This window comes from Lysobacterales bacterium (assembly GCA_014946745.1).
GTDB lineage: Bacteria > Pseudomonadota > Gammaproteobacteria > Xanthomonadales > Xanthomonadaceae > Aquimonas.
Genome location: JADCRD010000001.1, coordinates 2,020,722 through 2,043,036, shown reverse-complemented (window position 1 = coordinate 2,043,036; position 22,315 = coordinate 2,020,722). Strand labels below are relative to the sequence as shown.

General features: G+C 68.4%; 21 protein-coding genes and 1 pseudogene. 19 read left to right on the top strand and 3 right to left on the bottom strand.

The genetic code is table 11. From position 1 onward, the window contains the following. The first annotated feature begins 13 nt into the window (after positions 1–13). From rlmE to H4O13_07790, 19 genes and pseudogenes are all read left to right on the top strand, one after another. Positions 14–655 carry a 23S rRNA (uridine(2552)-2'-O)-methyltransferase RlmE gene (rlmE, locus tag H4O13_07880; protein MBE5315305.1) on the top strand — a complete coding sequence of 214 codons (642 nt, stop codon included), beginning with the start codon at positions 14–16 and terminating at the stop codon, positions 653–655. Beyond that, positions 652–2,562: an ATP-dependent zinc metalloprotease FtsH gene (gene ftsH, locus H4O13_07875; protein MBE5315304.1), complete on the top strand. Its 1,911-nt coding sequence runs from the start codon at positions 652–654 to the stop codon at positions 2,560–2,562. The genes rlmE and ftsH overlap by 4 nt, the downstream gene beginning before the upstream one ends. Positions 2,563–2,634: 72 nt before the next feature. Next, entirely contained in the window at positions 2,635–3,537 is a 903-nt protein-coding gene (folP, locus tag H4O13_07870; protein MBE5315303.1) for a dihydropteroate synthase, read from the top strand. 109 nt (positions 3,538–3,646) lie between these two features. Then, positions 3,647–4,327, top strand: coding sequence for an FKBP-type peptidyl-prolyl cis-trans isomerase (locus H4O13_07865; GenBank protein MBE5315302.1), 681 nt, complete (start codon positions 3,647–3,649; stop codon positions 4,325–4,327). Positions 4,328–4,383: 56 nt separating this feature from the next. Then, positions 4,384–5,278, top strand: a pseudogene (locus H4O13_07860) (DUF1289 domain-containing protein). Between the two features lie 324 nt (positions 5,279–5,602). After that, positions 5,603–6,454 (top strand): sulfurtransferase, encoded by an 852-nt coding sequence (locus H4O13_07855; protein MBE5315301.1) that lies wholly within the window; start codon positions 5,603–5,605, stop codon positions 6,452–6,454. Positions 6,455–6,835: 381 nt separating this feature from the next. Then, positions 6,836–7,996: an SRPBCC family protein gene (locus H4O13_07850; protein ID MBE5315300.1), complete on the top strand. Its 1,161-nt coding sequence runs from the start codon at positions 6,836–6,838 to the stop codon at positions 7,994–7,996. 210 nt (positions 7,997–8,206) lie between these two features. Continuing rightward, entirely contained in the window at positions 8,207–9,151 is a 945-nt protein-coding gene (locus H4O13_07845) for an ABC transporter ATP-binding protein (GenBank protein MBE5315299.1), read from the top strand. Continuing rightward, complete coding sequence (locus H4O13_07840) at positions 9,148–9,885, top strand: ABC transporter permease subunit (protein ID MBE5315298.1); 738 nt, start codon at positions 9,148–9,150, stop codon at positions 9,883–9,885. Before H4O13_07845 ends, H4O13_07840 begins: the two co-directional genes overlap by 4 nt. A 21-nt stretch (positions 9,886–9,906) precedes the next feature. Then, positions 9,907–11,775: a Gldg family protein gene (locus H4O13_07835; GenBank protein MBE5315297.1), complete on the top strand. Its 1,869-nt coding sequence runs from the start codon at positions 9,907–9,909 to the stop codon at positions 11,773–11,775. Then, the gene (locus tag H4O13_07830) at positions 11,772–13,022 is read left to right on the top strand and encodes a DUF4340 domain-containing protein (GenBank protein ID MBE5315296.1); all 1,251 of its coding nucleotides are present in this window, start codon (positions 11,772–11,774) and stop codon (positions 13,020–13,022) included. The genes H4O13_07835 and H4O13_07830 overlap by 4 nt, the downstream gene beginning before the upstream one ends. A 1-nt stretch (position 13,023) precedes the next feature. After that, positions 13,024–13,389: a DUF423 domain-containing protein gene (locus tag H4O13_07825; protein ID MBE5315295.1), complete on the top strand. Its 366-nt coding sequence runs from the start codon at positions 13,024–13,026 to the stop codon at positions 13,387–13,389. Between the two features lie 173 nt (positions 13,390–13,562). Continuing rightward, positions 13,563–14,132, top strand: a complete 570-nt coding sequence (locus tag H4O13_07820; GenBank protein ID MBE5315294.1) for a hypothetical protein — start codon at positions 13,563–13,565, stop codon at positions 14,130–14,132. 48 nt (positions 14,133–14,180) lie between these two features. Beyond that, entirely contained in the window at positions 14,181–14,666 is a 486-nt protein-coding gene (locus H4O13_07815) for a DUF1579 domain-containing protein (protein MBE5315293.1), read from the top strand. A 25-nt stretch (positions 14,667–14,691) separates the two neighbouring features. Then, positions 14,692–15,126, top strand: coding sequence for a GNAT family N-acetyltransferase (locus H4O13_07810; protein MBE5315292.1), 435 nt, complete (start codon positions 14,692–14,694; stop codon positions 15,124–15,126). Positions 15,127–15,169: 43 nt separating this feature from the next. After that, entirely contained in the window at positions 15,170–16,009 is an 840-nt protein-coding gene (locus H4O13_07805) for a glucose 1-dehydrogenase (protein ID MBE5315291.1), read from the top strand. Positions 16,010–16,040: 31 nt separating this feature from the next. Next, positions 16,041–16,604, top strand: coding sequence for a hypothetical protein (locus H4O13_07800; GenBank protein MBE5315290.1), 564 nt, complete (start codon positions 16,041–16,043; stop codon positions 16,602–16,604). Positions 16,605–16,659: 55 nt separating this feature from the next. Beyond that, on the top strand, positions 16,660–17,022 hold the full coding sequence (locus H4O13_07795) for a hypothetical protein (GenBank protein MBE5315289.1): 363 nt from the start codon (positions 16,660–16,662) through the stop codon (positions 17,020–17,022). 126 nt (positions 17,023–17,148) lie between these two features. Next, on the top strand, positions 17,149–17,436 hold the full coding sequence (locus H4O13_07790; GenBank protein MBE5315288.1) for a DUF3817 domain-containing protein: 288 nt from the start codon (positions 17,149–17,151) through the stop codon (positions 17,434–17,436). Positions 17,437–17,450: 14 nt separating this feature from the next. Here H4O13_07790 and H4O13_07785 read toward each other — a convergent pair whose 3' ends face one another. The 3 genes from H4O13_07785 to H4O13_07775 form a co-directional block, all read right to left on the bottom strand. Next, entirely contained in the window at positions 17,451–18,092 is a 642-nt protein-coding gene (locus tag H4O13_07785; protein MBE5315287.1) for a hypothetical protein, read from the bottom strand. 335 nt (positions 18,093–18,427) lie between these two features. Further along, positions 18,428–20,140 (bottom strand): right-handed parallel beta-helix repeat-containing protein, encoded by a 1,713-nt coding sequence (locus tag H4O13_07780; GenBank protein MBE5315286.1) that lies wholly within the window; start codon positions 20,138–20,140, stop codon positions 18,428–18,430. Positions 20,141–20,323: 183 nt separating this feature from the next. After that, positions 20,324–22,273 carry a TonB-dependent receptor gene (locus H4O13_07775; protein MBE5315285.1) on the bottom strand — a complete coding sequence of 650 codons (1,950 nt, stop codon included), beginning with the start codon at positions 22,271–22,273 and terminating at the stop codon, positions 20,324–20,326. Positions 22,274–22,315: the final 42 nt, after the last annotated feature.

Sequence of the window (22,315 nt, the reverse complement as noted above, 5' to 3'; positions counted from 1 at the left end):
GGGTCCGGCTTCGATGAACCGCAGCAAGAGCAGCCGGCGCTGGCTGGCCGAACATTTCGCCGATCCCTACGTCAAGCGCGCCCAGAGCGAGGGGATGCGCTCGCGCGCTGTCTACAAGCTGGAGGAGCTGCTTGAGCGGGATCAGCTGCTCAGGCCCGGCATGCTGGTGGTCGACCTCGGTGCCGCGCCCGGGGGCTGGTCCCAGCTGGTCCGTCGCGAGCTGGGCGAACGCGGCCGGGTGATCGCGCTCGACATTCTGGACATGCCTTCGCTGGCGGGCGTCGAGTTCATTCACGGCGATTTCAGAGAGCCGGAGCCACTGTCCCGGCTCAAAGCCGCGCTGGGCGGCCAGGTGGCGGACCTTGTGCTCTCCGACATGGCCCCCAATATGAGCGGAGTTGCTGCAGTCGACCAGCCGCGCAGCCTGCATCTCTGCGAACTCGCCCGCGATTTCGCCGATCAGCACCTGCGCAGCGGTGGTACCTTGCTGATCAAAGTGTTCCAGGGGCAGGGGTCCGACGCCTTCCTAAAAGATTTGCGCCAGCGCTACGCGAAGGTGCAGATCCGCAAGCCGAAGGCGTCGCGCAACCGCTCTCCCGAGGTATATGCGCTCGCGACCGGCAAACGGGGCGGCGCCAAAGAGGCCAAAGAATGAACGACCTTGCCAAGAATCTGCTGCTCTGGGTGGTCATCGCCGTCGTGCTGATGGCGGTGTTCCAGAGCTTCACCCCGCGCGCCGGCGGCAATGAGGCGGTGAGCTACGACCGCTTCATCGAGCAGGTCGAGAACGGCGAGATCGCGAAGGCGGTGCGCGGCGAGGATCGGGTGACCATCCACGTTGAGCGCAAGGACGGTTCGCGCTTCACGACGTTCGATCCGGGCGATGCTTACTTCGTCTCCGACATGATCAAGTACGGGGTCGAGACGCGTGGCACGCCGCCTTCGGGCCCCGGCCTCGGCACGGTGCTGCTCTCGATCCTGCCCTACATCATCTTCATCGGCATCTTCATCTTCTTCATGCGTCAGCTGCAGGCCGGCTCCGGCGGCCGCGGTGCGATGAGCTTCGGCCGCTCGCGCGCCAAGCTGCAGGGCGAGGATCAGGTCAAGATCACCTTCGCCGATGTCGCCGGCTGTGATGAAGCCAAGGAAGAAGTGTCCGAGCTGGTCGAGTTCCTGCGTGATCCAGGCAAGTTCCAGAAGCTCGGCGGCCACATCCCGCGCGGCGTGCTGATGGTGGGTTCGCCTGGCACCGGCAAGACCCTGCTGGCCAAGGCCATTGCCGGCGAAGCCAAGGTGCCGTTCTTCTCGATCTCGGGCTCCGACTTCGTCGAGATGTTTGTCGGCGTGGGTGCCTCGCGGGTCCGCGACATGTTCGAACAGGCCAAGAAGCATGCGCCCTGCATCATCTTCATCGACGAGATCGACGCGGTCGGCCGCCACCGCGGTGCGGGTCTCGGCGGCGGTCATGACGAGCGCGAGCAGACCCTGAACCAGCTTCTGGTCGAGATGGATGGCTTCGAGGGCAGCGAGGGCATCATCGTCATCGCCGCGACCAACCGCCCCGACGTGCTCGACCCCGCCCTGCTGCGTCCGGGCCGCTTCGATCGCCAGGTGGTGGTACCGCTGCCCGATGTGCGCGGCCGGGAGCAGATCCTCAAGGTGCACATGCGCAAGGTGCCGGCCGCGGCCGACGTCGATCCCTCGGTGGTCGCGCGCGGCACGCCGGGCTTCTCCGGCGCCGATCTCGCCAATCTGGTCAACGAAGCGGCTCTGTTCGCTGCGCGCGAAAACGCCCGCGAAGTGCGCATGACCCATTTCGACAAGGCCCGCGACAAGATTCTGATGGGCGCCGAGCGCCGCTCGATGGCCATGAGCGAGGCCGAGAAGAAGCTCACCGCGTACCACGAGGCCGGCCACGCCATCGTCGGACGCGTGGTGCCCGATCACGATCCCGTCTACAAGGTGACGATCATCCCGCGCGGCCGCGCGCTGGGCGTGACCATGTATCTGCCCGAGCAGGACCGCTACAGCTACAACCGCGTCGCCATTGAGAGCCAGTTGTGCTCGCTGTACGGCGGCCGCGTCGCTGAAGAGCTTATTTTTGGTGCCGACAAGGTCACGACCGGTGCGTCCAACGACATCGAGCGCGCCACCAAGATGGCCCGCAACATGGTCACGAAGTGGGGCTTGTCCGACGAACTGGGGCCCGTCGCCTACGGCGAGCAGGAGGATGAGGTGTTCCTCGGCCGCTCGGTGACTCAGCACAAGAACGTCTCGGACGACACCGCGCGCAAGATCGACGAGGTCGTTCGCGGCATCCTGGATCGTGCCTACGAGCGCACGCGCAAGATCCTCACCGAGAACATCGACAAGCTCCATGTCATGGCGGACACCCTGCTGACTTACGAAACCATCGACGCCAAGCAGATTGACGCGATCATGGAAGGCCGTCAGCCGCCGCCGCCCAGCGACTGGTCCAAGACCGACTCGTCCAGCACCCCGCCGCGCGACAGCTCGGGTCCCGCCGCCGGCGCCTTGGGTGGTGCCGCCGCACAAACCTGAGTTGCCCCTGCCTATCTCCGAACGCCCGCGTCCGCGCGGGCGTTCGTGTTTCCGGCCTTCGAGGATGTGTTCATGTTCAACAGCGTTGACTTGGCTCCCCGCCTCGATTGCGGCGGTCGTCCGCTGCTGCTGGATCGACCGCGCATCATGGGCGTGCTGAATCTGACACCGGACTCGTTCTTCGACGGCGGTCGACTTGCGGACGGCGATGGCGCACTCCGCGCCGCGCTGCAGATGGTGGAAGACGGCGCTGACATCATCGACGTGGGGGGCGAATCCACGCGTCCCGGCGCGGCGGCGGTGAGCGCCCAGGAGGAGATCGACCGCGTGCTGCCCCTGATCGAGCGGCTGGCGGCGGCGAGCCCGGTGCCGATATCGATCGACACCTCCAAGCCCGAGGTCATGCGCGCCGCGGTGGGCGCGGGGGCCGGTTTGATCAACGACGTCTGGGGCTTGCGTCGGGAGGGCGCGCTGGCGGCTGCCGCCGATCTCGGAGTGCCGGTGTGTCTGATGCACATGCAGGGCGAGCCTGGCAGCATGCAGGCGGATCCGCAGTACGGCGATGTGGTCGCGGAAGTGCAGCGCTTCCTCGCCGATCGCGTGTTCGTCTGCGAGCTTGCCGGCATCGTGCGTTCGCGACTGCTGGTCGATCCGGGCTTTGGCTTCGGCAAAACGCTGCAGCACAACGTCGAGCTGATGGGCGCGCTGTCGACGCTGAGTTCCGGACTGCCGCCGTTGGTGGTCGGCGTTTCGCGCAAGTCGATGGTCGGTGCGATCACCGGGCGACCGCTTGAGGGGCGCCTGGTGGGATCCGTGGTGGCTGCGGTGCTGGCCGCTCAACGCGGTGCTGCGATCCTGCGCGTGCACGATGTCGCGGCGACTCGCGATGGCTTGGCGGTTCTGGCGTCTCTCCCGCCGCGAACTTCACCACCCAAGTTGCAGTCGAAGACGCCGCGCTGGGGCGATGAGGATTGAGCTCAATTGACCCCTCCGCGGCCTTAATGGCGGACCCCGCTGCACACGGGTATGCTTGTGCGCTTTCCACCGCGGCCAAGGGGCTGGCGGTACACCCAGGAGGTTCTGCATGAAGTTGCGCTGGTTGGTCGTGTCCGTGGCTGTGTTTGGCATGGGTGCCGTGCAGGCACAGGACACCTCCTCGGAGAAGGGCAAGCTGAGCTACGCGATCGGTTACCAGCTGGGCCGCGAAATGGCCGAGCGTGGCGTCGATCTCGATGTGAGCACCGTCGTCCGCGGCGTGCAGGAAGGGTTTGCCAAGCGCGATCCGAGCGTGCCGCCGGAAGAGATGCGCGCCGCCGTGGAGAAGATGCAGACCCAGATGCTTGAGCAGGCGCGCACCGAGTTCGAGCGCGTAGCCGCCGAGAACAAAGCGAAGAGCGAGCAGTTCCTGACGCAGAACCGCGCCAAGCAGGGCATCCAGAACCTCGCCTCGGGCATCCAGTACCGGGTGATCGAGGAAGGCACCGGCGCGCAGCCGACTGCGGCCAGCGAAGTGCAGATCCATTTCCGCGGATCGCTGTCCACCGGCCAGGAGTTCGCCAGCACCTACACGGGTAATGAGGCCGTCACCATGAAGGTCTCCGAGGCTCCGCTGCCCGGTCTGCGCGAAGTGCTGCCGATGATGAAGGTCGGTTCGCGTTGGGAAGTGTTCCTGCCGCCCGATCAAGGCTACGGCGACAATCCGCGCTCGCCGGTCGGCCCTGGTCAGGCGGTCGTGTTCGACGTCAAGCTGATCAGCATCAAGTAATCCGAGTCCGTCGAGGCGATGCCTTCGAGGCCTTGCCCGCGACGATGCCTGGATCGATGGGGAGCGTCGGGGTCACCCGCGCTCCCCTGTTGTTTCTGGCGCCAGTTCGCCTTGCTCCCGTACACGCCGAGTCCCCCGTGAGTTCCACTTCTTTGCCTGTTCTGAGCCCCTGTGTTGGCGTCTGCGAGCTTGGCTCCGATGGTCTTTGCTCGGGTTGCCATCGCACGACGGCCGAGATTGCCGGCTGGCTTTCTTTCAGCCCGGTGCAGCGGCAGTACCTGATGGAGATCGCCCTGCCGGAGCGCGCGGAACGCAGCGGCTGTGTCTGAATGGCGGGCGCCCGCTGAGGTTCTGGATGCCCGCATCCGGGGAGCCCTGTACGCGCTTGCGGCGCCGCCCACTGCGCCCCCCAAGGTGCCTGAGGATCTGCGTGACCTGATTCCGCCGCTGGAGCGCCTGCGGCCTGCCGCGGTCCTGCTCGGGCTGGTCGACCGCGGCGAGGGCAGCCGGGTGATCCTGACCCGTCGCACCGAGGCGCTGGCCCATCATCCGGGCCAAGTGGCCTTCCCCGGCGGGCGTCAGGACCCGCGCGATCCGGGCCTGCTGGCGACCGCGATCCGCGAAGCGCAGGAGGAGATCGCACTCGATCCCGCGCATGTGGACCCGCTCGGATTCATCGACCGCTTGCCGACGTTCACCGGCTTCCTCGTGCTGCCGGTAGTCGCCCGCGTCTCGCCGCTGCATGTTTCCCGGCCCGAACCCGGGGAGGTGGCCGAGGTGTTCGAAGTGCCGCTGGATTTCCTGATGGACCCCGCCAACCTGCGCACTGAGCGCGGGGAACTGGCAGGTCGCTCGCGGCAGACCTGGCGCTTCGACTACGCCGGTCAGCGCATCTGGGGCGCCACGGCGGCGATGCTGATCAACCTGCGCGAGCGCCTGAGCGCTGTCTGATGGGCGCGATCCGCGCGACGTCTCAGTGGAGTGCAAGCTCCCAAAGCGGCGCTGATCTCTTCTGCATTGTGCTGGGGACGAAGGGGTGACCTTCTCCGGAAGTGAACAGCGCGCCCTCGAAGCGTGCTTTGGATCCGCCCGCCCGCATCCTGGGCCGATGCCGCGCCGAAGCGAGTCAGGCTCGACCCCGCGCCCATCACCTGGCCGCTTGCTCTAGTGGCGAGCGCGAGTGCTGATTTTCAGCATCCTGCTAGCCGATCCGGCGCCAGGAGCGGTATGGTGCTGAGATCCGCAACGATGAGGCCGCGCAAGGGCGGCGATGCCATGGACTGGAACAGTCTCATCAGCGCCGAACAACTGCGCGCCGACTTTGAGTCCCCGCTGCTGGCGATCGTCGACTGCCGATTCGATCTGCGCGAGCCGGCGGCTGGCGAGCGTGCTTTCGCGCTGGGGCATGTGCCCGGTGCCGTCTATGCGCATCTCGAACGCGATCTTTCCGAAATGTCGAAGCGAGGCCGCGGCCGTCATCCGCTGCCTGAAGCCGATCGGTTCTGTGCGGCTCTGGCGCGCTGGGGGGTGACCCCGCAGCACCAGGTCGTGGCCTACGACAGTCGGGATGGCGCGATGGCAGCGCGCCTGTGGTGGCTCTTGCGCCTGCTGGGCCATCGACGCGTCGCCGTGCTGGACGGCGGGCTTGACGCCTGGATGCGAATCGGTGGCCGAATGGAGTCCGGCAGCCCGCGTCCGCGCAGCGGCCAGTACCGCGCCCGCTTTGACGTGCGCCAGGTGGTGAGCACCGCGGTGCTGGCAGCGCGGCTCGCCAATGCCGGCACCGTGCTGATCGACGCGCGGGCGCGCGAGCGTTTCCGCGGCGAGGTCGAGCCGCTGGACCCGGTGGCGGGACACATCCCCGGCGCGCTCAACCGGCCCTACATCGAGAACCTGAGCGCGGAGGGGCTGTTCAAGCCGGCGTCCGAGCTGCACGCCGAGTTCGAAAGGCTGCTGGGCGGGCGGTCTCCGGGCGACGCCGTGTTGATGTGTGGCTCGGGCGTCACCGCCTGCCACAACCTGCTGGCCATGGAGCACGCGGGCCTGTCTGGCGCCAGTATCTACGCCGGCTCCTGGAGCGAGTGGTGCGGCGACCGTCAGCGGCCCGTTGCCAAGGGTGACGACTGAGAGCGCCCAGCGCCTGCCGCTGGCGTCGCCCCGACCTGCAGATCAACAGCGCGCTGCGCGGGTTTGGCGGACATTGGCTCGTCGGATTCCCGCGACTTAACGCGGCGCGCTCCGGTGCCAAAGTGCAGTCTCGTGGCTCGCCTTGACGGCCGGGATTTCCCACCCGCTGCGAGCCACACAGCGACTCTGCGAGACGCACTGACAGGAATCCGCGAGGAGACGTTCGCGATGCCCTGTTTCCGCATTGCGAAGTCTTGTGGCAGCCTGAACCGTGGCTGGCCGCGCGGGCTCGGTTCGGGCTATTCTTCGCGGCCTTGCATCCGTGTGGAGGGAGTCCGGCGCGCCGGCACCACGATGCAGGTCCATTCCCGGAGACCCTGAATGACCCGTCTGATCGAATTCGTGATCGCGCTGCTGCTGGTCGCAGTGCTGTTCGTGCTGGTTGGTGTGTTCCTTCCCAGCCATCGCTACGTCCGCCACAGCGTCGAGACCAACCGTCCGGTGCGCCTCGTCTACGACCTGCTGAATGGCTTCCAGCGCTTTGACGAGTGGCATCCGAAGCGGATGCACGATCCAGCCATCCGCTACACGATGGAAGGCGAGCCGCGTGGCCTGGGCGCCGTGCTGCGATACGAGAGCGACAACCCCAAGATCGGCACGGGTTCGCTCAAGGTCACCGAGTCGGTGCAGGACGAGCGCATCGAGTGGGCCGCCGAGAGCCCGGCTTACGGCACCAACAAGACCTACGTGTTCACTCTGGACGACCGCGGCAAGACCGTGGACATCAACTGGGAGTACGACGTCGACTACGGCTGGAATCTGTTCGGCCGCTACGCGGGTCTGTACATCGACCGAACCGTCGGCGACGACATGCGTCTGGGCCTGACCAACCTGACGGGCCTGCTGGCCACCATCCCGAACTTCAACTACGACAACCCGATGGTCGATGTTCAGGAGAGCGAAGTGCAGTCGCAGACCGCACTCATCCTTGCGACCAGCGCGGATCGCAATATCACGGCCGTCGAAGAGGAACTCGACGCTTCGATCCGCAAGATCCGCGCGGCCATCGCCAGCAATGGGCTGGAGGCCGCCGGCCCGGCGCGTCTGATCACCGTCGAGTTCGCCGACAAGAAGTACACCTTCGAGGTCGCCATCCCGGTGCGCAAGCCGGATCCTGCCGCTGCTGCTGCCGAAGCGACGGCTGCGGCCGAGGCGCCGGCAGCGGAAGCCCCCGCTGCGGAAGCCCCGGCAGCGCCCGGCGCCGCTGCGGCACCCGCAGCTCCCGCTGTTGCGGTGGCACCGCTGGAAGGCCTGAACCTGCCCGAAGGCATCGTGTCTGGCGTGACCTACGGCGGTCGCGTGGTCATGACCGACTACGCCGGTCACCCGGCCTCGCTGCCGCTGATCCGCGACATGCTGCGCGCCTACGCCGCCACCCACGGGCTGAACGTGCATGACCGCGGCTATGAGGAATACCTCACCGAGATCACCGAGACCGCAGCCGAGGACTCGACCTTCAAGGTCTACTGGCCGATCCGCTGAAATCGCGGTGGCCGACAGCCGTCGGTCACTTCCACGGGACGGGCGCGGAGTCAACTCCGCGCCCGTCTTCGTTTGTGTTCGACGCCGCCGACGTCGGGGAACTTTCTGCCGCCAGCGCGGTATTCGCGGGGCCGCGCGGATGTGTACACAGATCACCGTCCGCGCAGCAGGCGGATTCGCCCCACATCACACGAATCAGGACGACATCCAATGATCGAAACGCGAGAGTTGTGCAAGCGCTACGGCGACTTCACCGCGGTCGACGGCGTGAGTTTCCGCGTCGAGCCCGGTCAGGTGCTCGGCTTTCTCGGCCCCAACGGTGCCGGCAAGTCGACCACGATGAAGATGATCGCGGGCTTCCTGGCCCCGACAGCCGGCAGCGCTACGGTGTGTGGCCACGATGTGGCCGACGATGCGGTCGCAGCTAAGCGCGCCCTGGGCTATCTGCCCGAGGGCGCGCCGAGCTACGGCGAGATGAGCCCGCTGGGCTTTCTGAAGTTCGTCGCCGAGGTGCGCGGTATGTCGGCCGCCGACACCCGTCGGCGCATTGATGAAGTGGTCGGGCGGCTGCAGCTGGGCAAAGTGCTCAACCAGCCGATCGACACGCTCTCCAAGGGCTTCAAGCGCCGCGTCGGCCTGGCCCAGGCCATCCTGCATGACCCCAAGGCGCTGATCCTCGACGAGCCCACCGACGGCCTCGATCCGAACCAGAAGCACGAGGTGCGCAGCCTGATCCAGTCGATGGCGCGCGACCGCACCATCATCATCTCGACCCATATCCTCGAAGAGGTGCACGCGGTCTGCTCGCGCGCCATCGTGATCGCCCGCGGCCGCGTGCTCGCCGACGCGACCCCCGACGAGCTTGAAGCCCGCTCGCGCTACCACCAGGCGGTGTCGCTCACCGCAGCTAACCCGGTGGCGCTGAAGGATGGCCTGGCCCGCATCGAGGGCGTGGCCGCAGTCGAGATCGATCCGCAGGATGGCCGCATCACCGCCTTCCCGCGCCGCGGCGAGCGCATCCTCGATCGCATCAACGACTTCCTGCGCGCGCAGAACGTCAGCGTCAGCGAGATGGCCCTGGAGCGCGGTCGCCTCGATGAAGTCTTCCGCCAGATCACCACGCAGTCCTCGCCGACGCCGGAGGCCCGCACATGAGCAATCCGACCTTCGCCATCGCCCGCCGCGAGCTGGCGGGCTATTTCGCCACGCCAGTGGCCTACGTCTTCATCGTTATCTTCCTGGCGCTGGCCGGGGCGCTCACGTTCTACCTGGGCGGCCTCTACGAGCGCGGCCAGGCGGACCTGCAGCCGTTCTTCAGCTTCCATCCCTGGCTGTATCTGTTCCTGGTGCCGGCCGTGTCGATGCGGCTGTGGAGCGAGGAGCGCAAGAGCGGCAGCATCGAGCTGCTGCTGACCCTGCCGGTGACCATGTGGCAGGCGGTGCTGGGCAAGTTCCTCGCGGCCTGGGCCTTCGTCGGCATCGCGCTGTTCCTGACCTTCCCGATGTGGATCACCGTGAACTATCTCGGTGACCCCGACAATGGCGTGATCTTTGCCAGCTACGTCGGCAGCCTGCTCATGGCCGGCGGCTTTCTCGCCATCGGCGCCTGCCTGTCGGCGGCCACGCGCAACCAGGTGATCGCCTTCATCCTCACCGTGGTGGTCTGCTTCCTGCTGCTGCTCGCGGGCTTTCCGCTGGTGCTCGACTTCTTCCGCGCCCTGCTGCCGGCGGTGCTGGTGGATGCGGTCGCCGGCCTGAGCTTCCTGACCCACTTCAACGCGATCTCGCGCGGCGTCATCGACCTGCGCGACCTGCTGTTCTTCGTGTTGACGATCGTGTTCTGGCTGCTGGCCAGCGCCGTGGTCATCGACCTCAAGAAAGCCGACTGAACCCACCAAGGAGTCCACCCCATGTCTGTGCTCAATCGACGCGCACTGACCGGCTCCACGCTCGTGGTGCTGGCCGTGCTCTTCATCGCTCTTGTGATGCTCACCGGCGTGCTGTTCCGCGGCGCCCGTGTGGATCTCACCCAGGATCGCCTCTACACCCTGTCGGACGGCACCCGCGCCCTGATCGGCAAGATCGAGGAGCCGGTGAACCTGCAGTTCTACTTCTCCGATCGCGCGGCAGCGAACTATCCGGCCCTGCGCACCTATGCCGAGCGCGTGCGCGAGTTGCTGGAGGAAATGGTCGCCGTCGCACCGGGCAAGCTGCGCCTGGAAGTGATCGACCCGCAGCCCTTCAGCGAGGACGAGGACCGCGCCACCGCCGCCGGCCTGCAGGCCGTGCCGCTGGGCGGCGGCGCCGAGACGCTGTTCTTCGGCCTCGTCGGCAGCAATGCCCTGGACGGCCAGATGGCGATTCCGTTCTTCCAGCCCGACAAGGAAACCTTCCTCGAGTACGACGTCGCCAAGCTGATCAGCGGCCTGTCCGGCCCGGCCAAGCCCAAGGTCGGCGTGCTGAGCGGCCTGAACCTAGGCGGCGGCTTCGACCCCGCGCGCGGCGGCATGACGCCGGGCTGGGTGATCAACGACGAGCTGGGCGAGCTGTTCGAGCTGCGCACGCTCGAGTCCACGGTCGCGAGCATCCCCGAGGACATCGAGCTGCTGCTGCTGGTGCACCCGAAGAACCTGTCCGACGACACGCTCTACGCCATCGACCAGTTCGTGCTGCGCGGCGGCCGCCTGCTGGCCTTCGTCGATCCGCATGCCGAGGCGGAAGTCTCCGGTGAGGCGGCCGACCCGATGTCCAACATGATGGCGGAGAAGGCCTCCGACCTGCCCAAGCTGTTCCAGGCCTGGGGCATCAGCTACGACCCGCAGAAGGTCGTGCTCGACGCCGAGACCGCGCTGGAGCTGCAGACCCGCCCCGACCAGCCGCCGCAGCGCCATCTGGCTGTGCTGGGCGTGGGCCGCGAGCAGATGAACCAGCAGGACATCGTCACCGCCCAGCTCGACGCGGTGAACCTGTCCACCGCCGGCCACTTCGTGCTGCGCGACGACAGCACGCTGAAGCTGGAGCCTTTGATCCAGAGCTCGCTGTCGTCCTCGACCACAGGCGTCGAGCGGGTGCGCTTCCTGCCTGAGCCGCGTGAGCTGTTCAACGGCTTCACGCCCAACGCGACCGAGGCCTTCGTGATCGCCGGTCGACTCACCGGGCCGCTCAAGACCGCGTTTCCCGAGCGCAGCGGCGAAGGCCATCGCGCCGAGATCGAGCAGGCCAGCATCCTGCTGTTCGCCGACACCGACCTCTTGACCGATCGCCTCTGGGTGCAGACGCAGCAGTTCTTCGGCGAGCGGGTGATGAACGCCTTCGCTAAGAACGGCGACCTCGTGATCAATGCGGTCGACAACCTGGTCGGCAGCAGCGATCTGATCGGCGTGCGCGCGCGCAGCACCTCGGCGCGTCCGTTCACCCGCGTCGAAGCCCTGAAGCGTCAGGCCGACGACCGCTTCCGCGCCAAGGAGCAGGAGCTGCAGACGCAGCTGACCGAGACCGAGCGCCAGCTCACCGAGCTGCAGTCGCAGCGCAGCGCCAATGATGGCGGCCAGCTGCTGTCTGTTGAGCAGCAGGCGGCGATCAAGCGCTTCCAGGACGAGAAGCTGCGCATCCGCAAGGAGCTGCGCCAGGTGCGACGCGACCTCGACCAGGACATCTCGCGTCTCGGCACCCAGCTCAAGGTCATCAACATCGCCGGCGTGCCCCTGCTGCTGACCGTGGTGGCGGTGGCCTTCGCGTTCAGCCGCGCGCGTCGCCGCCGTCAGGAGGGCAAGGTATGAAGCAGAAGCAGATACTCGGTCTGGGCGTGGTCGCCGTGGTTCTGATGGGCATCGCCGTCTATCTCTCGGAGTCGCGCAAACCGGCCGAGGAAGCGCCGGTGGCCGGGCCGCTGGCACCGGGCCTGGAGGCCGGCTTGAACGAGGTCAACCAGGTGGTCGTGCAGGCGGCGGGAGGCGAGACCATCACCCTGAAGCGCGGTGACGCCGGCTGGGGCGTGGAAGAGAAACAGGGCTATGCCGCCGATGTGGGCAAGCTGCGCGAGCTGCTGCTGAACCTTGCCCAGGCCCAGCGCATGGAGGCCAAGACCGCTGTCGAGGCCTCGTATCCCGTGCTCGGCGTGCAGGACGTCGACGCCGAAGGCGCCAGCAATGTGCTGCTGCGCATCGCCGGCGCCGGCTCTCAGGAGTTGGCGGTGATCCTGGGTCAGAACAACAGCCGCGGTGCCGGCACCTTCGTGCGCCTGCAGGGCGAGGCGCAGAGCTGGCTGGTCGACCGCAACCTTGCGGCCGAAAAGACCGCCAGCGACTGGCTGCAGCGCGACCTGATGGACATCGCCGCCAATCGCATCACGGGCGTCGAGGTGCAGCCACCGGAAGGCGGCCCCGTGCGGATCGAAGCCAACAGCGGCGGCGAAGGCGACTTCCGCGTGGCCAACCTGCCCGACGGCCGCGAGCCCGCCAGTGCCTTCGTCAGCGATGCCACGGCCGGTTTCCTTGCGGGCCTGAGCATTGATGACGTGCGTCGTGCCGAGGGCTACGCGCCGGCGGAGGACGCCCAGACGACCACGGCCAGCTTCCGCACCCGCGAGGGCGTGCTGGTTGCGGTCAAGGCCCACACGCAGGGCGCCGAGACCTGGGCGAGCTTCGAGGTCAGCCTGGATGAGCAGGCCGCCGCGGAGCGCATCCAGGGCGAGCAGGCGCGCGAGGCGATGGCGCATGAGCAGGCGCTCAAGGCCGCGCAGGAGGCCGCGACAGCCGACGCCGCGAAGGTCGCCGATGCCAAGGCCGAGGGCGAGGGCGACAGCGCCCCTGCCGAAGCCGCTGCGACCGCCAGCGCCGCCGAACTGCCTGAACCACCGAAGGCCGTCAGTGACCCCGAGGCGGATCGCGCCGAGCGCCTGAAAGCCGTGCAGGACGAAGTCGCCAGATTGCAGCGCGCCACCGAAGGCTGGTTGTTCAAGATCCCAAGCTTCAAGGCGGACAACCTGCGTCGCGGCATGGACGCCTATCTGAAGCCGAAGGGCTGAGATGGAGAGGGCGCCCGCAGGACTCCTGAACCCCCTGCTGGGCGCCCTCGGCGGTGTCGCCTGCGCAGCCGCCGTCGGCCTGGGCGCCTACGCCAGTCACGCCGCCAGCGGCCAAGCCCAGAGCTGGCTGCAGACCGCCGCGCTGTATCTGTTCCTGCACGGGCTGGCCCTGCTGGTGCTGGGCCCCCGCGCTGAGCGTCGCCTTGAGCAGGCGGCGCTCAGCGCACTCGCCGCGGGCATGCTGCTGTTCTGCGGCAGCCTGATCGGCGCAGCGCTGTTCGGCTGGCCCACGCGACTGGCACCCATCGGCGGCAGCACCTTGATCCTCGCCTGGCTGACGCTGGGCCTCGCGCGGCTGCGGCGCTAGGCGTGGGTGTTGCCTGCATCGGGGCCCGGCTTGGCAGGTCAACCCCGGCGCCACCGAGTCTGTGGGCTTGGCTATCGGCTAAGCTCGCGCATCGCCGGCGCGCTGGACATCGGCTCATCGGGGCATGCAAGAAAGTGCGCTTCTCTCCTTTGTCGCCCCTGGTCTGGCTTGCAATGACGCTGCTATCGCCCGGGCTGCAGGCAAGCGACCGCGCGACCCAGCTGCCTGAGCCTGACGTGCGCTACGCGGTCATCGACGCGGGCTCGCTTGCGGAACTCAGCGAACAGCTCGCGCCCGAGGTTCTGGCCCAGGTGGAGTCACTCGTGCGGGCCCGTCATTGCCCGGCCGGGGCCGTCAAGCTCTACCGCGGCGCGGCTGCGGAGGCTGCGCGCATCCTCACCCATACCTGCTTTCCGCCAAGGCTGGCTCAGGACGATCCGCGCTTCCACGCCTACCTCGAGTACCCACTGACCCTGGTGCTGGAGCAGGACAGAGTGCGCGAGCTCGATCTCTCGCCGCACGCGTTCATGTACGAATCCGGCGTGCTGTCGGCTGTCAGTGATGTCGACGGCAATGGACAGCCGGAGCTGTGGCTGTCCGGCCAGATCTGCGAGTGCGACGGAGAGCCCTCGGACTATGGGCCAGAGGGCTGCCAGTGCGAGGGTATCGCCGTGCTTGAGCTGCGCGAGGGCGTGCTGAGTCCCCGGCCACCCGCTTCCGCCTCCTCCGCCTCGGTGCAGTAGGCTTCGTTCACCGCGTGACGCATCGCTGCCACCCCACAGGAGAGCTTCATGGCCGATCTTCCCAGCGCCGGCGACGCCCGTGATTTCGACTTCATCCTCGGCGATTGGACGGTGGCGCACCGGCGCTTGAACGAGCGGCTGTGCGGCTGCACCGACTGGACCGAGTTCGAGGGCACCGCCAGCACCCGCGCCATCCTCGGCGGCTTGGGCAATGTCGAGGACAACCTGCTGGGCTTTCCCGAGGGCGAGGTTCGCGCCGCGGCCTTCCGCTCCTTCGATCCGCAGACGCGGCAGTGGGCCATCTGGTGGCTCGATGGGCGCGCCCCGCATCGCTTGGATGTGCCTGTGATCGGGGGCTTTCGCGACGGTGTGGGCGAGTTCTATGCCGATGATGTGCTGGGCGACCGGCCGATTCGCGTGCGCTTCCGCTGGCGGGTGAACGCAGGGGGGCACCCGCACTGGGAGCAGGCCTTCTCGGCGGACGGCGGGCTGAGCTGGGAGACCAACTGGACCATGCGGTTCATGCGGCGCTGAGGCGTCGCCCATCGTAGGCCCGATCATGCCAAGGACACCCCTGCACCTCCGCCTCGCCCACGCGCACGACCTCGAACAGCTGTGGGAGATCCGCTACGCCGTCCGCGAGAACACGCTGACGCCCGGTCGCATCTCTGACGAGGAGCTGCTGCGCTCAATCACGGAGACGGGCCAGGGCTGGGTGATCGAGCATCAGGGCCGGCTGCTCGGCTTTGCGATCGGTCTGGTCACCGGTAACGTCTGGGCCCTGTTCGTGCGGCCCGAGGCCGAAGGGCAGGGCGTAGGCTCGCGACTGCACGCAGCCATGCTTGAGTGGTACGCCACGCTGCCCTGCGATCGGCTGTGGTTGACGACCGATGCCGATTCGCGCGCACGCGTCTTCTACGAAGCGCGCGGTTGGCGCCCGGTCGGCGCCTGCGGCAAAGGCGAGCTGAGGCTGGAGCGCGACAACCGGCCCTGAGCCGCATGCAGCCGCCGGCGAGTTCGCAGGCGAGCGTTCTGAGATGCCGGAGGAAAACATGCAGCTTCAGCACAAAGTCGCCCTGGTCACCGGCGCGGGTCGCGGGATCGGTGAGGCCATCGCGCGCGCCTTCGTCGCCGAAGGCGCGTTCGTGGTCGTCACCGATATCGACGCGCAGGCGGGCGAAAGCGTGGCGCGCTCGCTGTCCGACCGCGCCTGCTTCCTGCCGCTCGATGTTCGCGATGAGCTTCAGTGGCAGCACGTTCTGGCCGAGGTGCTGCGCAGCCGCGACCGACTCGATGTGCTGGTCAACAACGCGGGCATCACCGGCTTCGAAACCGGCGTGGTCGCCCATGATCCAGAACACGCCACCCTGGCCGATTGGCGCCATGTCCACGCCACCAACCTCGACGGCGTGTTCCTCGGCTGCAAGCACGCGATCCGCGCCATGCGCGCCAGCGGGCAGGGCTCGATCATCAATCTCTCCTCGCGCTCGGGCCTGGTAGGCATTCCTGCGGCCGCCGCCTATGCGTCGAGCAAGGCGGCGGTGCGCAACCACAGCAAGAGCGTGGCGCTGTACTGCGCCCAGCAGGGGCTCAAGATCCGCTGCAACTCGCTGCACCCCGCGGCCATCCTCACCCCGATGTGGGAGCCGATGCTGGGCCAGGGCCCGGAGCGCGAGGCCAACATGGCGATGTTCGTGCAGGACACGCCCCTGCGCCGCTTCGGTACGCCGGAAGAGGTCGCCGCGGTCGCCGTGCTGCTCGCATCCGACGCCTCGGGCTACATCACCGGCGCCGAGTTCTCGATCGACGGCGGCATCCTCGCGGGTTCGGCGGGTGTGCCGGTGCAGGACAGTGGCGACGGGTCCGCACGCAAATGAGCGGTTCAGAGGCGGGAGGCCGAGGGCAGAAATGAGGTATCCGCAACTGAAAGTCGTTCTGGCGGGCCTGCTGCTGGCGCTGTGTGCCAGCGCTGCGCAGGCCGATGCTGAGCTGCGACGTCAGCTGCTGGAGCTGGGCGCGCGCGATCAGTCCGAGATGAATCGCGAGGAGGGGCCGAGGGTCGAGAAGCTCGAAGCGATGGTGACTGAACTGAAGGCGCTGGTCGCGAAGCACGGCTGGCCGCGCAGGTCGGAAGTGGGCGCGGAGGCGGCGGGAGCGGCCTGGATGGTCGCCCAGCATGCCGACACCGATCGCGAATTCCAGCGCTTCGCCCTGGCGCAGATCGAGGCGCGCGTCGCCGAGGGCGAGGCCTTGCCGAGCCATGTCGGTTACCTGGTCGATCGCCTCGAACGGGCGGAGGGCCGGCTGCAGGTGTACGGCACGCAGGGCGGCTGCGAAGGCGGGCGCTGGCGCGCCTTCCCCAGCGTCGAGCCGGAGACACTCGAAGCCCGCAGGGCTGCGCTGGGAATGGAGACACTTGCCGACTACGAGGCCATGGGCAGCCAGTTCTTCTGCGCTGCGCCGTCGCCTTGACGGCGTGGCGCCGTATCCTGTCCGCCATCGCGCAGCGGCGGAGCGAGGCGGGTCCGTGTTCAAGAATCTGATCCCCAAAATCTTCTACAGCCGTCTCGACGAGGGGCTGGAGTTCTTTGTCGATGTGCTGGGCTTCGAGCTGGCCTGGAGTGACGACACCCTGGCCGTGGTCGAGCGCGACGGCGCCAAGGCCTATCTGATGCAGAGCCCAGAGCTCGCGGCGCTGGATCGGCCCGAACTGGCGATCGAGACCGATGACATCCACGCCGTGCACGCCGAGCTGTCCGCGCGCGCGCCGGAGCGTCTGCATCCGAACCTGCCGCAGGTGCAGCTGCGGCCCTGGGGCGCGCTGGAGTTCGCGATGCTGGACAAGACCACCGTCTGCGTCGTGTTCCGGCAGTGGCCCGACGAAGACTGATCCGCTCGGCAGGACGAGCCGCGGCCGCCGACTTCAGCCTCTGCGAACGCCGTCGCTGCGCAGGCGCGCCGGCAGCGTTTAGCCTGCGCGGCCCGCGTCTGCCGATCTGATTCCGGAGTTGCCGTGCTGAAGAGTTTCCGTCTGCTGAGCCTGGTCGAAGGGCTGTCCCTGATCACCCTGCTGTTCATCGCCATGCCGGCGCGCTACCAGTTCGGCGTGGACTTCGTCTGGCCCGTCGGCATGGCGCATGGCCTGCTGTGGATGGCCTATGTGGCGTTCTCGCTGGTGGTCAGCCATCTGCAGCGCTGGTCGCTGTGGCTGTGGCTGCTGTCGCTGCTGTGCTCGGTGCTGCCCTTCGGCTTTCTGCTGCTCGACTGGCGCTTGAAGCGCGCGCTGCCCCCGGCTGCAGCTTGAGGCCTGCCGCAGGCTCAGGCGGAAGCCCGGGGCAGCGCGCTGGCGACGAGTTCCCAGGCGTCCTCGCGGCGCTCCAGGGCGCCGTCCAAGGGAATCCAGTCGAGCGCGTCCGAGCGCTGCCCCGTGCGTTCGAACTGCGCTTGCTCGCGCTGTGCCAGCAGCTCCGGCAGGGTCAGGCTGTAGGGCAGCTGCAGCAGCCGGTGCTGCGCATCGACGAAGGGATGCATCAGCGCTCCCTCGGCGGCACGCGGGCCCTGGCTGCATGCGGCCGCGTGACCGCTGCCCGGATCCCAGAGCAGCACCGCGCGGCCGGCGTTGAACAGCGCGCCGAGCTGGGCGCCATCGGGGTGCTGGAGCCAGAATTCGCCGCGCGGTGCGGCCGCTACGGTCAGCGCAACCGCTCGCGCCTGTGGACGCGGCCAGGGCAGCCGCGAGAGTCGAAACGCCATCGCAGCGCCGGCAATGAGCAGGATCGGCGCGGCCAGAAGGGCGGACATCAGAATCGCCGCGATGATCGTGCCCGCCGGCGAGCCTTCGGTACGCGGAATGCCGTCGCTCAAGAGAAGCGCGGCGAACAGAGCGATGACGCCGCCGCCCAGCAGCAGCGCCACGGCGGCGGCCCAGCGTAGAAGGTGGATCACCTGCCCCAGAGTCATGAGCGCCCCCGCGCAGGCGTTGCCTGCGAATGCCCGGTGCCGCGCACTGTACTCCGTGATCCCGGGGCGCGGCAGGTCTCTTTCTTGCGTCACAAGAAGCAGAACGCTTGCGACCCGTTCGTCGTCCCACGAAGGCCGGCAGTGTGTAGGAGCGAGCGTGCTCGCGACCCGCGGGGCCAGCACAGAGCGGAGGCTGCGGTCGCCTGCAAGCAGGCTCCTACACACAACGCGAGCCGGCCAATCCACGTTTCATCGAGACACCTGGCCCGCGGTGCGGGTCTGAGACGCTCCCAAGCCGCGGGCTTTGGCGGCGCTTCGGCGAGCGACGCGAAGGATCAGGGTTTGCCGCACACGGCGGGTTCGAAGCCGTCGCAGAACAGCCCGGTGCTGGCACTTGCGCGCTCGATGGCCCCCAGGTCCGGCGCGCCGCCGCTGTAGTCGTCGTTGATGTTGGGCAGCGTCTCGCCGGCATCCACCGCGCGCAGGTCATTGGCGAGGCGCAGATCCGCCTCGGCGTACTGGGTCAGCGGGTTCTGCGGAAACGCTGGTGCGGTCGCGAACACCGCCATGTCGACCCGCTGGGCCTGGGTCTCGCTGCTCAGGCTGCGCAACTCGGCGAGGCTGCCGAAGCTGACCGCACCGAGACGCCCGCGGAAGTCGCTGCGCGTGCTGCCGTAGCCATTGAAGTTGAAGCTGCTGGTGGCGCTCTGCAGGTCGACGAGGTCGAGCACGCGCCCCGAGCCGCTGGCGTAGCCGTTCCAGCTGCCCGGCTCGCCGCCCACGAACAGGTTGTTGCGCGCGTAGGCATAGGCGATGGGCACGCCGGGCGAGGCGTTGAAGCCGTCGCCGGTCTTGACCACGGTGTTGTGCAGCAGCACGTCGCCGCGGCTGCTGCGATACAGCTTGAAGGGCACGTGGGCCACGTTCCAGGCGATATTGCGGACGAAGTAGTTCGGCCCGCCCAGCGCCGGCTGCGAGGAAAACGCGATGAAGCTGTTGGTCAGCACGTTGCCGACCTGCCGGCAGTTGTGCAGACAGAAGTCGGCTTCGATGCCGTCGTCGGCCGATTCGCTGATGCGGTTGTCGAGCACATCGATGCTGTACTGGTCGACCGCCGCGCTGTCCTCCATGAAGGAGATCCCGTCGCGGAACCCGCGCACGCGGTTGCTGCGGATCACATGCCCCGGGCCGTTGACCACGATGCCTTCGCCGCGGTTGTTGCCGCTGACGCCGAAGGCGCTCTCCTGCCAGACGGTGGTGCCGTTGACCGTGTTGCCGGCGATGTAGGCGCGCGCGCAGCGGGTGAAGCAGACGATGCCGTCGCCGTTGAATTCAGTCGCCGAGGCGTTGACCGTGCTGTCGACGATCGCGATGTCCTCGGAGCCGTTGAAGCGGATGCGCCCATTGACCGTCAGCGCCTGCAGGATCACGTGCCGGCGCGAGAACAGACCGAGCTCGCCGTTGATCTGCGCGCCCGGCAGGCCGCGCAGGGTCAGCGCCTGGCCCGCCGCACCGTCGCGCTGCAGGCTGAAGCCGGCGTAGCTGCCAGCGCCCAGCTCGACGATGTCACCGGGCTGCGCCAGCGCCAGCACGCTCGACAGCGTTGCCGGGGTGGCCGTGCGCACGCTGCCGCTGCCGGGCGTCGGCGCGCTGCGGGTGCGCGCGCTCAGCACGCGGGTGGCGCTGCCGCCGTCAGGATCGACCAGGCTCAGCTCGATCTCGTAGTCGGTGCCGGGCTGCAGCCCGAACACGCTGCCGGCGTGGCGGTTCGTCCAGCTGAAGCCGGCATTGCTGCCGGCCGGCACGCGCCGCAGCGGCAGGCCTTGGCGCCAGCTCGTGCTGCCCAACGGGCGGAAGCGCATGGCTACCGCGCCGTTGCCGTTGGCGTCCCCGCTGTACTCCCAGACCAGGCTCAAGTGCTGCAGGGTGGGCTCCGGCGCGCTGGCGGTGCCCGCGGTGCTGGCGTTCTGCGCGTTTGCCAGCGCCGCGCCGACGCCGAAGCCGAGGGCGAGCAGGCAGCGCAATGACAGGGAAGGGCGAGGGCGCATGGGCGGCGGGCGGGCGGACTGGATTGCGCAGCAGCCTAGCAGCCTGCGCAGGGCCCGCCGTGGCCGCCCGGGGGCGCGGGCTCCGCGCGACTCGCCGCGCTTGCCGCGCCCTTAGCGCTGGGCGTCGAGGGCGCAGCAAGCGGGTTGGAAAGCGGCTGGCGGAGCGTCGGTCCCGGTCGTCGCTCAGTACAGCGACCAGCGCAGATTGACGCCCAGGCTGCGCTCCGGCGCCAGCGCCGAGAGCTCGTCTGCCGTCGCCACGTAGTTGCGATCCAGCGCATTGCGGGCGTACACCTGCAGCTGCCAGCGCTCGCCGAGTGCGAGGCTGTAGTCGAGGTCCACGAGATCGACGGAGGCGCGTTCGACCTCTTCGAAGCCGGGACGGCGCATGCGCGCGCGATGCTGGTACACGAGGCCCAGCGTGCCCGGGCCGAGTGCGTAGCGCGCATCGAGGGTGAAGGTCAGCGGCGGCGCGCCGTACAGGGGCTGGCCGCTGAGCGCGTTCTTGCTGCGCACCACCGCGGTGCTGGCCTCGAGGCTCAGCGTCTCGGCGGCCTGCCAGCCGAGGCTCAGCTCGAAGCCATGGAGTGTGGCTTCGCCGACATTGGTGTAGCCGTTCACGCCCGAGGCCACCTGGAAGAGCTGGATCAGATCGTCGACATCGGTACGCCACAGATGCGCCTGCAGGCGCCAGTCGTTTACCCGCAGGCCATAGCCAAGATCGAGGCCGAGCGAGTGCTCCGAGCCCAGGCTGGGATTGCCCACGATTTCGCCCTGGGCGGTGACGCCGCTGAAGAAGCGCTCCTCCAGCGTGGCGAAGCGGTAGCCCGACGCCAGGTTGAGGCTCAGCTGCTGCTGTGGACTCAGCGACCACACGCCGCCGAGGTTGAAGGCGCGGTCGCTGTCCTGCGAGCGCGCGCCGCGCTGCGCCTGGCGCACGCGGCTGGTGCGCGCGCCGGCTTCGAGCTTCAGCGCGTTGCTCACAGTCCAGTCGGCGATGCCGAAGGCCGACCAGGTGTCCTCGCGCGCGTCGCGCAGGCTGAACGTGCGGTTGGCCAGCGTCTGCCGCGCGTCGAAGCCGTTGACGCTGCGGCGGCCGAGGTATTCGAGGCCGGCGTTGAAGGCCAGCGCGTCGCGCTGCCAGCTGTGCTGTGCGGTGAGACCGTAGTCGCGGCTCTCGATGTAGGCCCAGGTGTCCGCCGCACCGGGGCGCTGGTTGTAGGTCAGCAGGGATTGGTCATGCCCCGACAGGCGCAGGTCGAAGCCGTTGGCGTGGCGCAGGTGCAGGCTGGCGACGGTGTGGCGGTCCTCGGGGTAGGTCGAGTCGCGCTGTGGGAAGCGGCTGTTGGACTTGCCGATATCCGTGGTCCGCGAGGGCAGCAGCAGGGCCTCCAGCTGCAGATCGCCGAAGCCGCGCTGCCACTGCAGACTGGCGCTGTCGCGCAGATAGCTGGTGTTGAGCGGCGTGCCGTCGGCCGCCTCGCTGTCGCCGGCGCGACGCCGGGCCAGACCGATCGACAGCGCCTCGCTGCCGTGGCCGGCGACGAGCAGGCTTTCGCTGCCGGCCGTGGCGTAGCCGCCGGTCAGCTCGCTGCCGTCGAACCACTGCGGCTCGATCGCAATCGCGCCGCCCAGCGCACCCGGCCCGAAGTGCACTGTCGACGGGCCACGGGTGACGCTGAGCGCGCCAAGCAGGGCGGGCTCGACGAACGAGATCGGCACGCCGGCGCGCCGCTGCGCGGTGATCGGCATGCCGCCCAGCAGCACGAGGATGCCGTTGCCGCCGCTGCCGCGGATCGAGAAGGTCTCGAAGGCGCCGTTCTGGCCGGTGGCGCCGACGCCGGGGATGCGCACCAGCAGGTCCTGCACATCCACCGGCGCACCGGGGGCCTCGCGCCAGGCGATGACATCCGTGGTCAGCGTATCGGGCACGTCGGCCGCGGTGCCGCGGGCGACGACCTCGATGCCATCCAGAGTCTCGCTGTCCGCGCGGCTCGGCAGGCCGGCGTCCGCGCTGCCGCCCGCGTCCGCGGTTGAAACCGTCCCGACAGCAGGCTTCGCCTGACTCAGGCAGGACAGGCTCAACAGAGTGAAGCCGACAAGCAGACAGCGAGGCAGAACTTTGGGCTGCATGGGGATCGCGGTGCTCAGGAATCGGGCGGCGAGTGTAGGAGC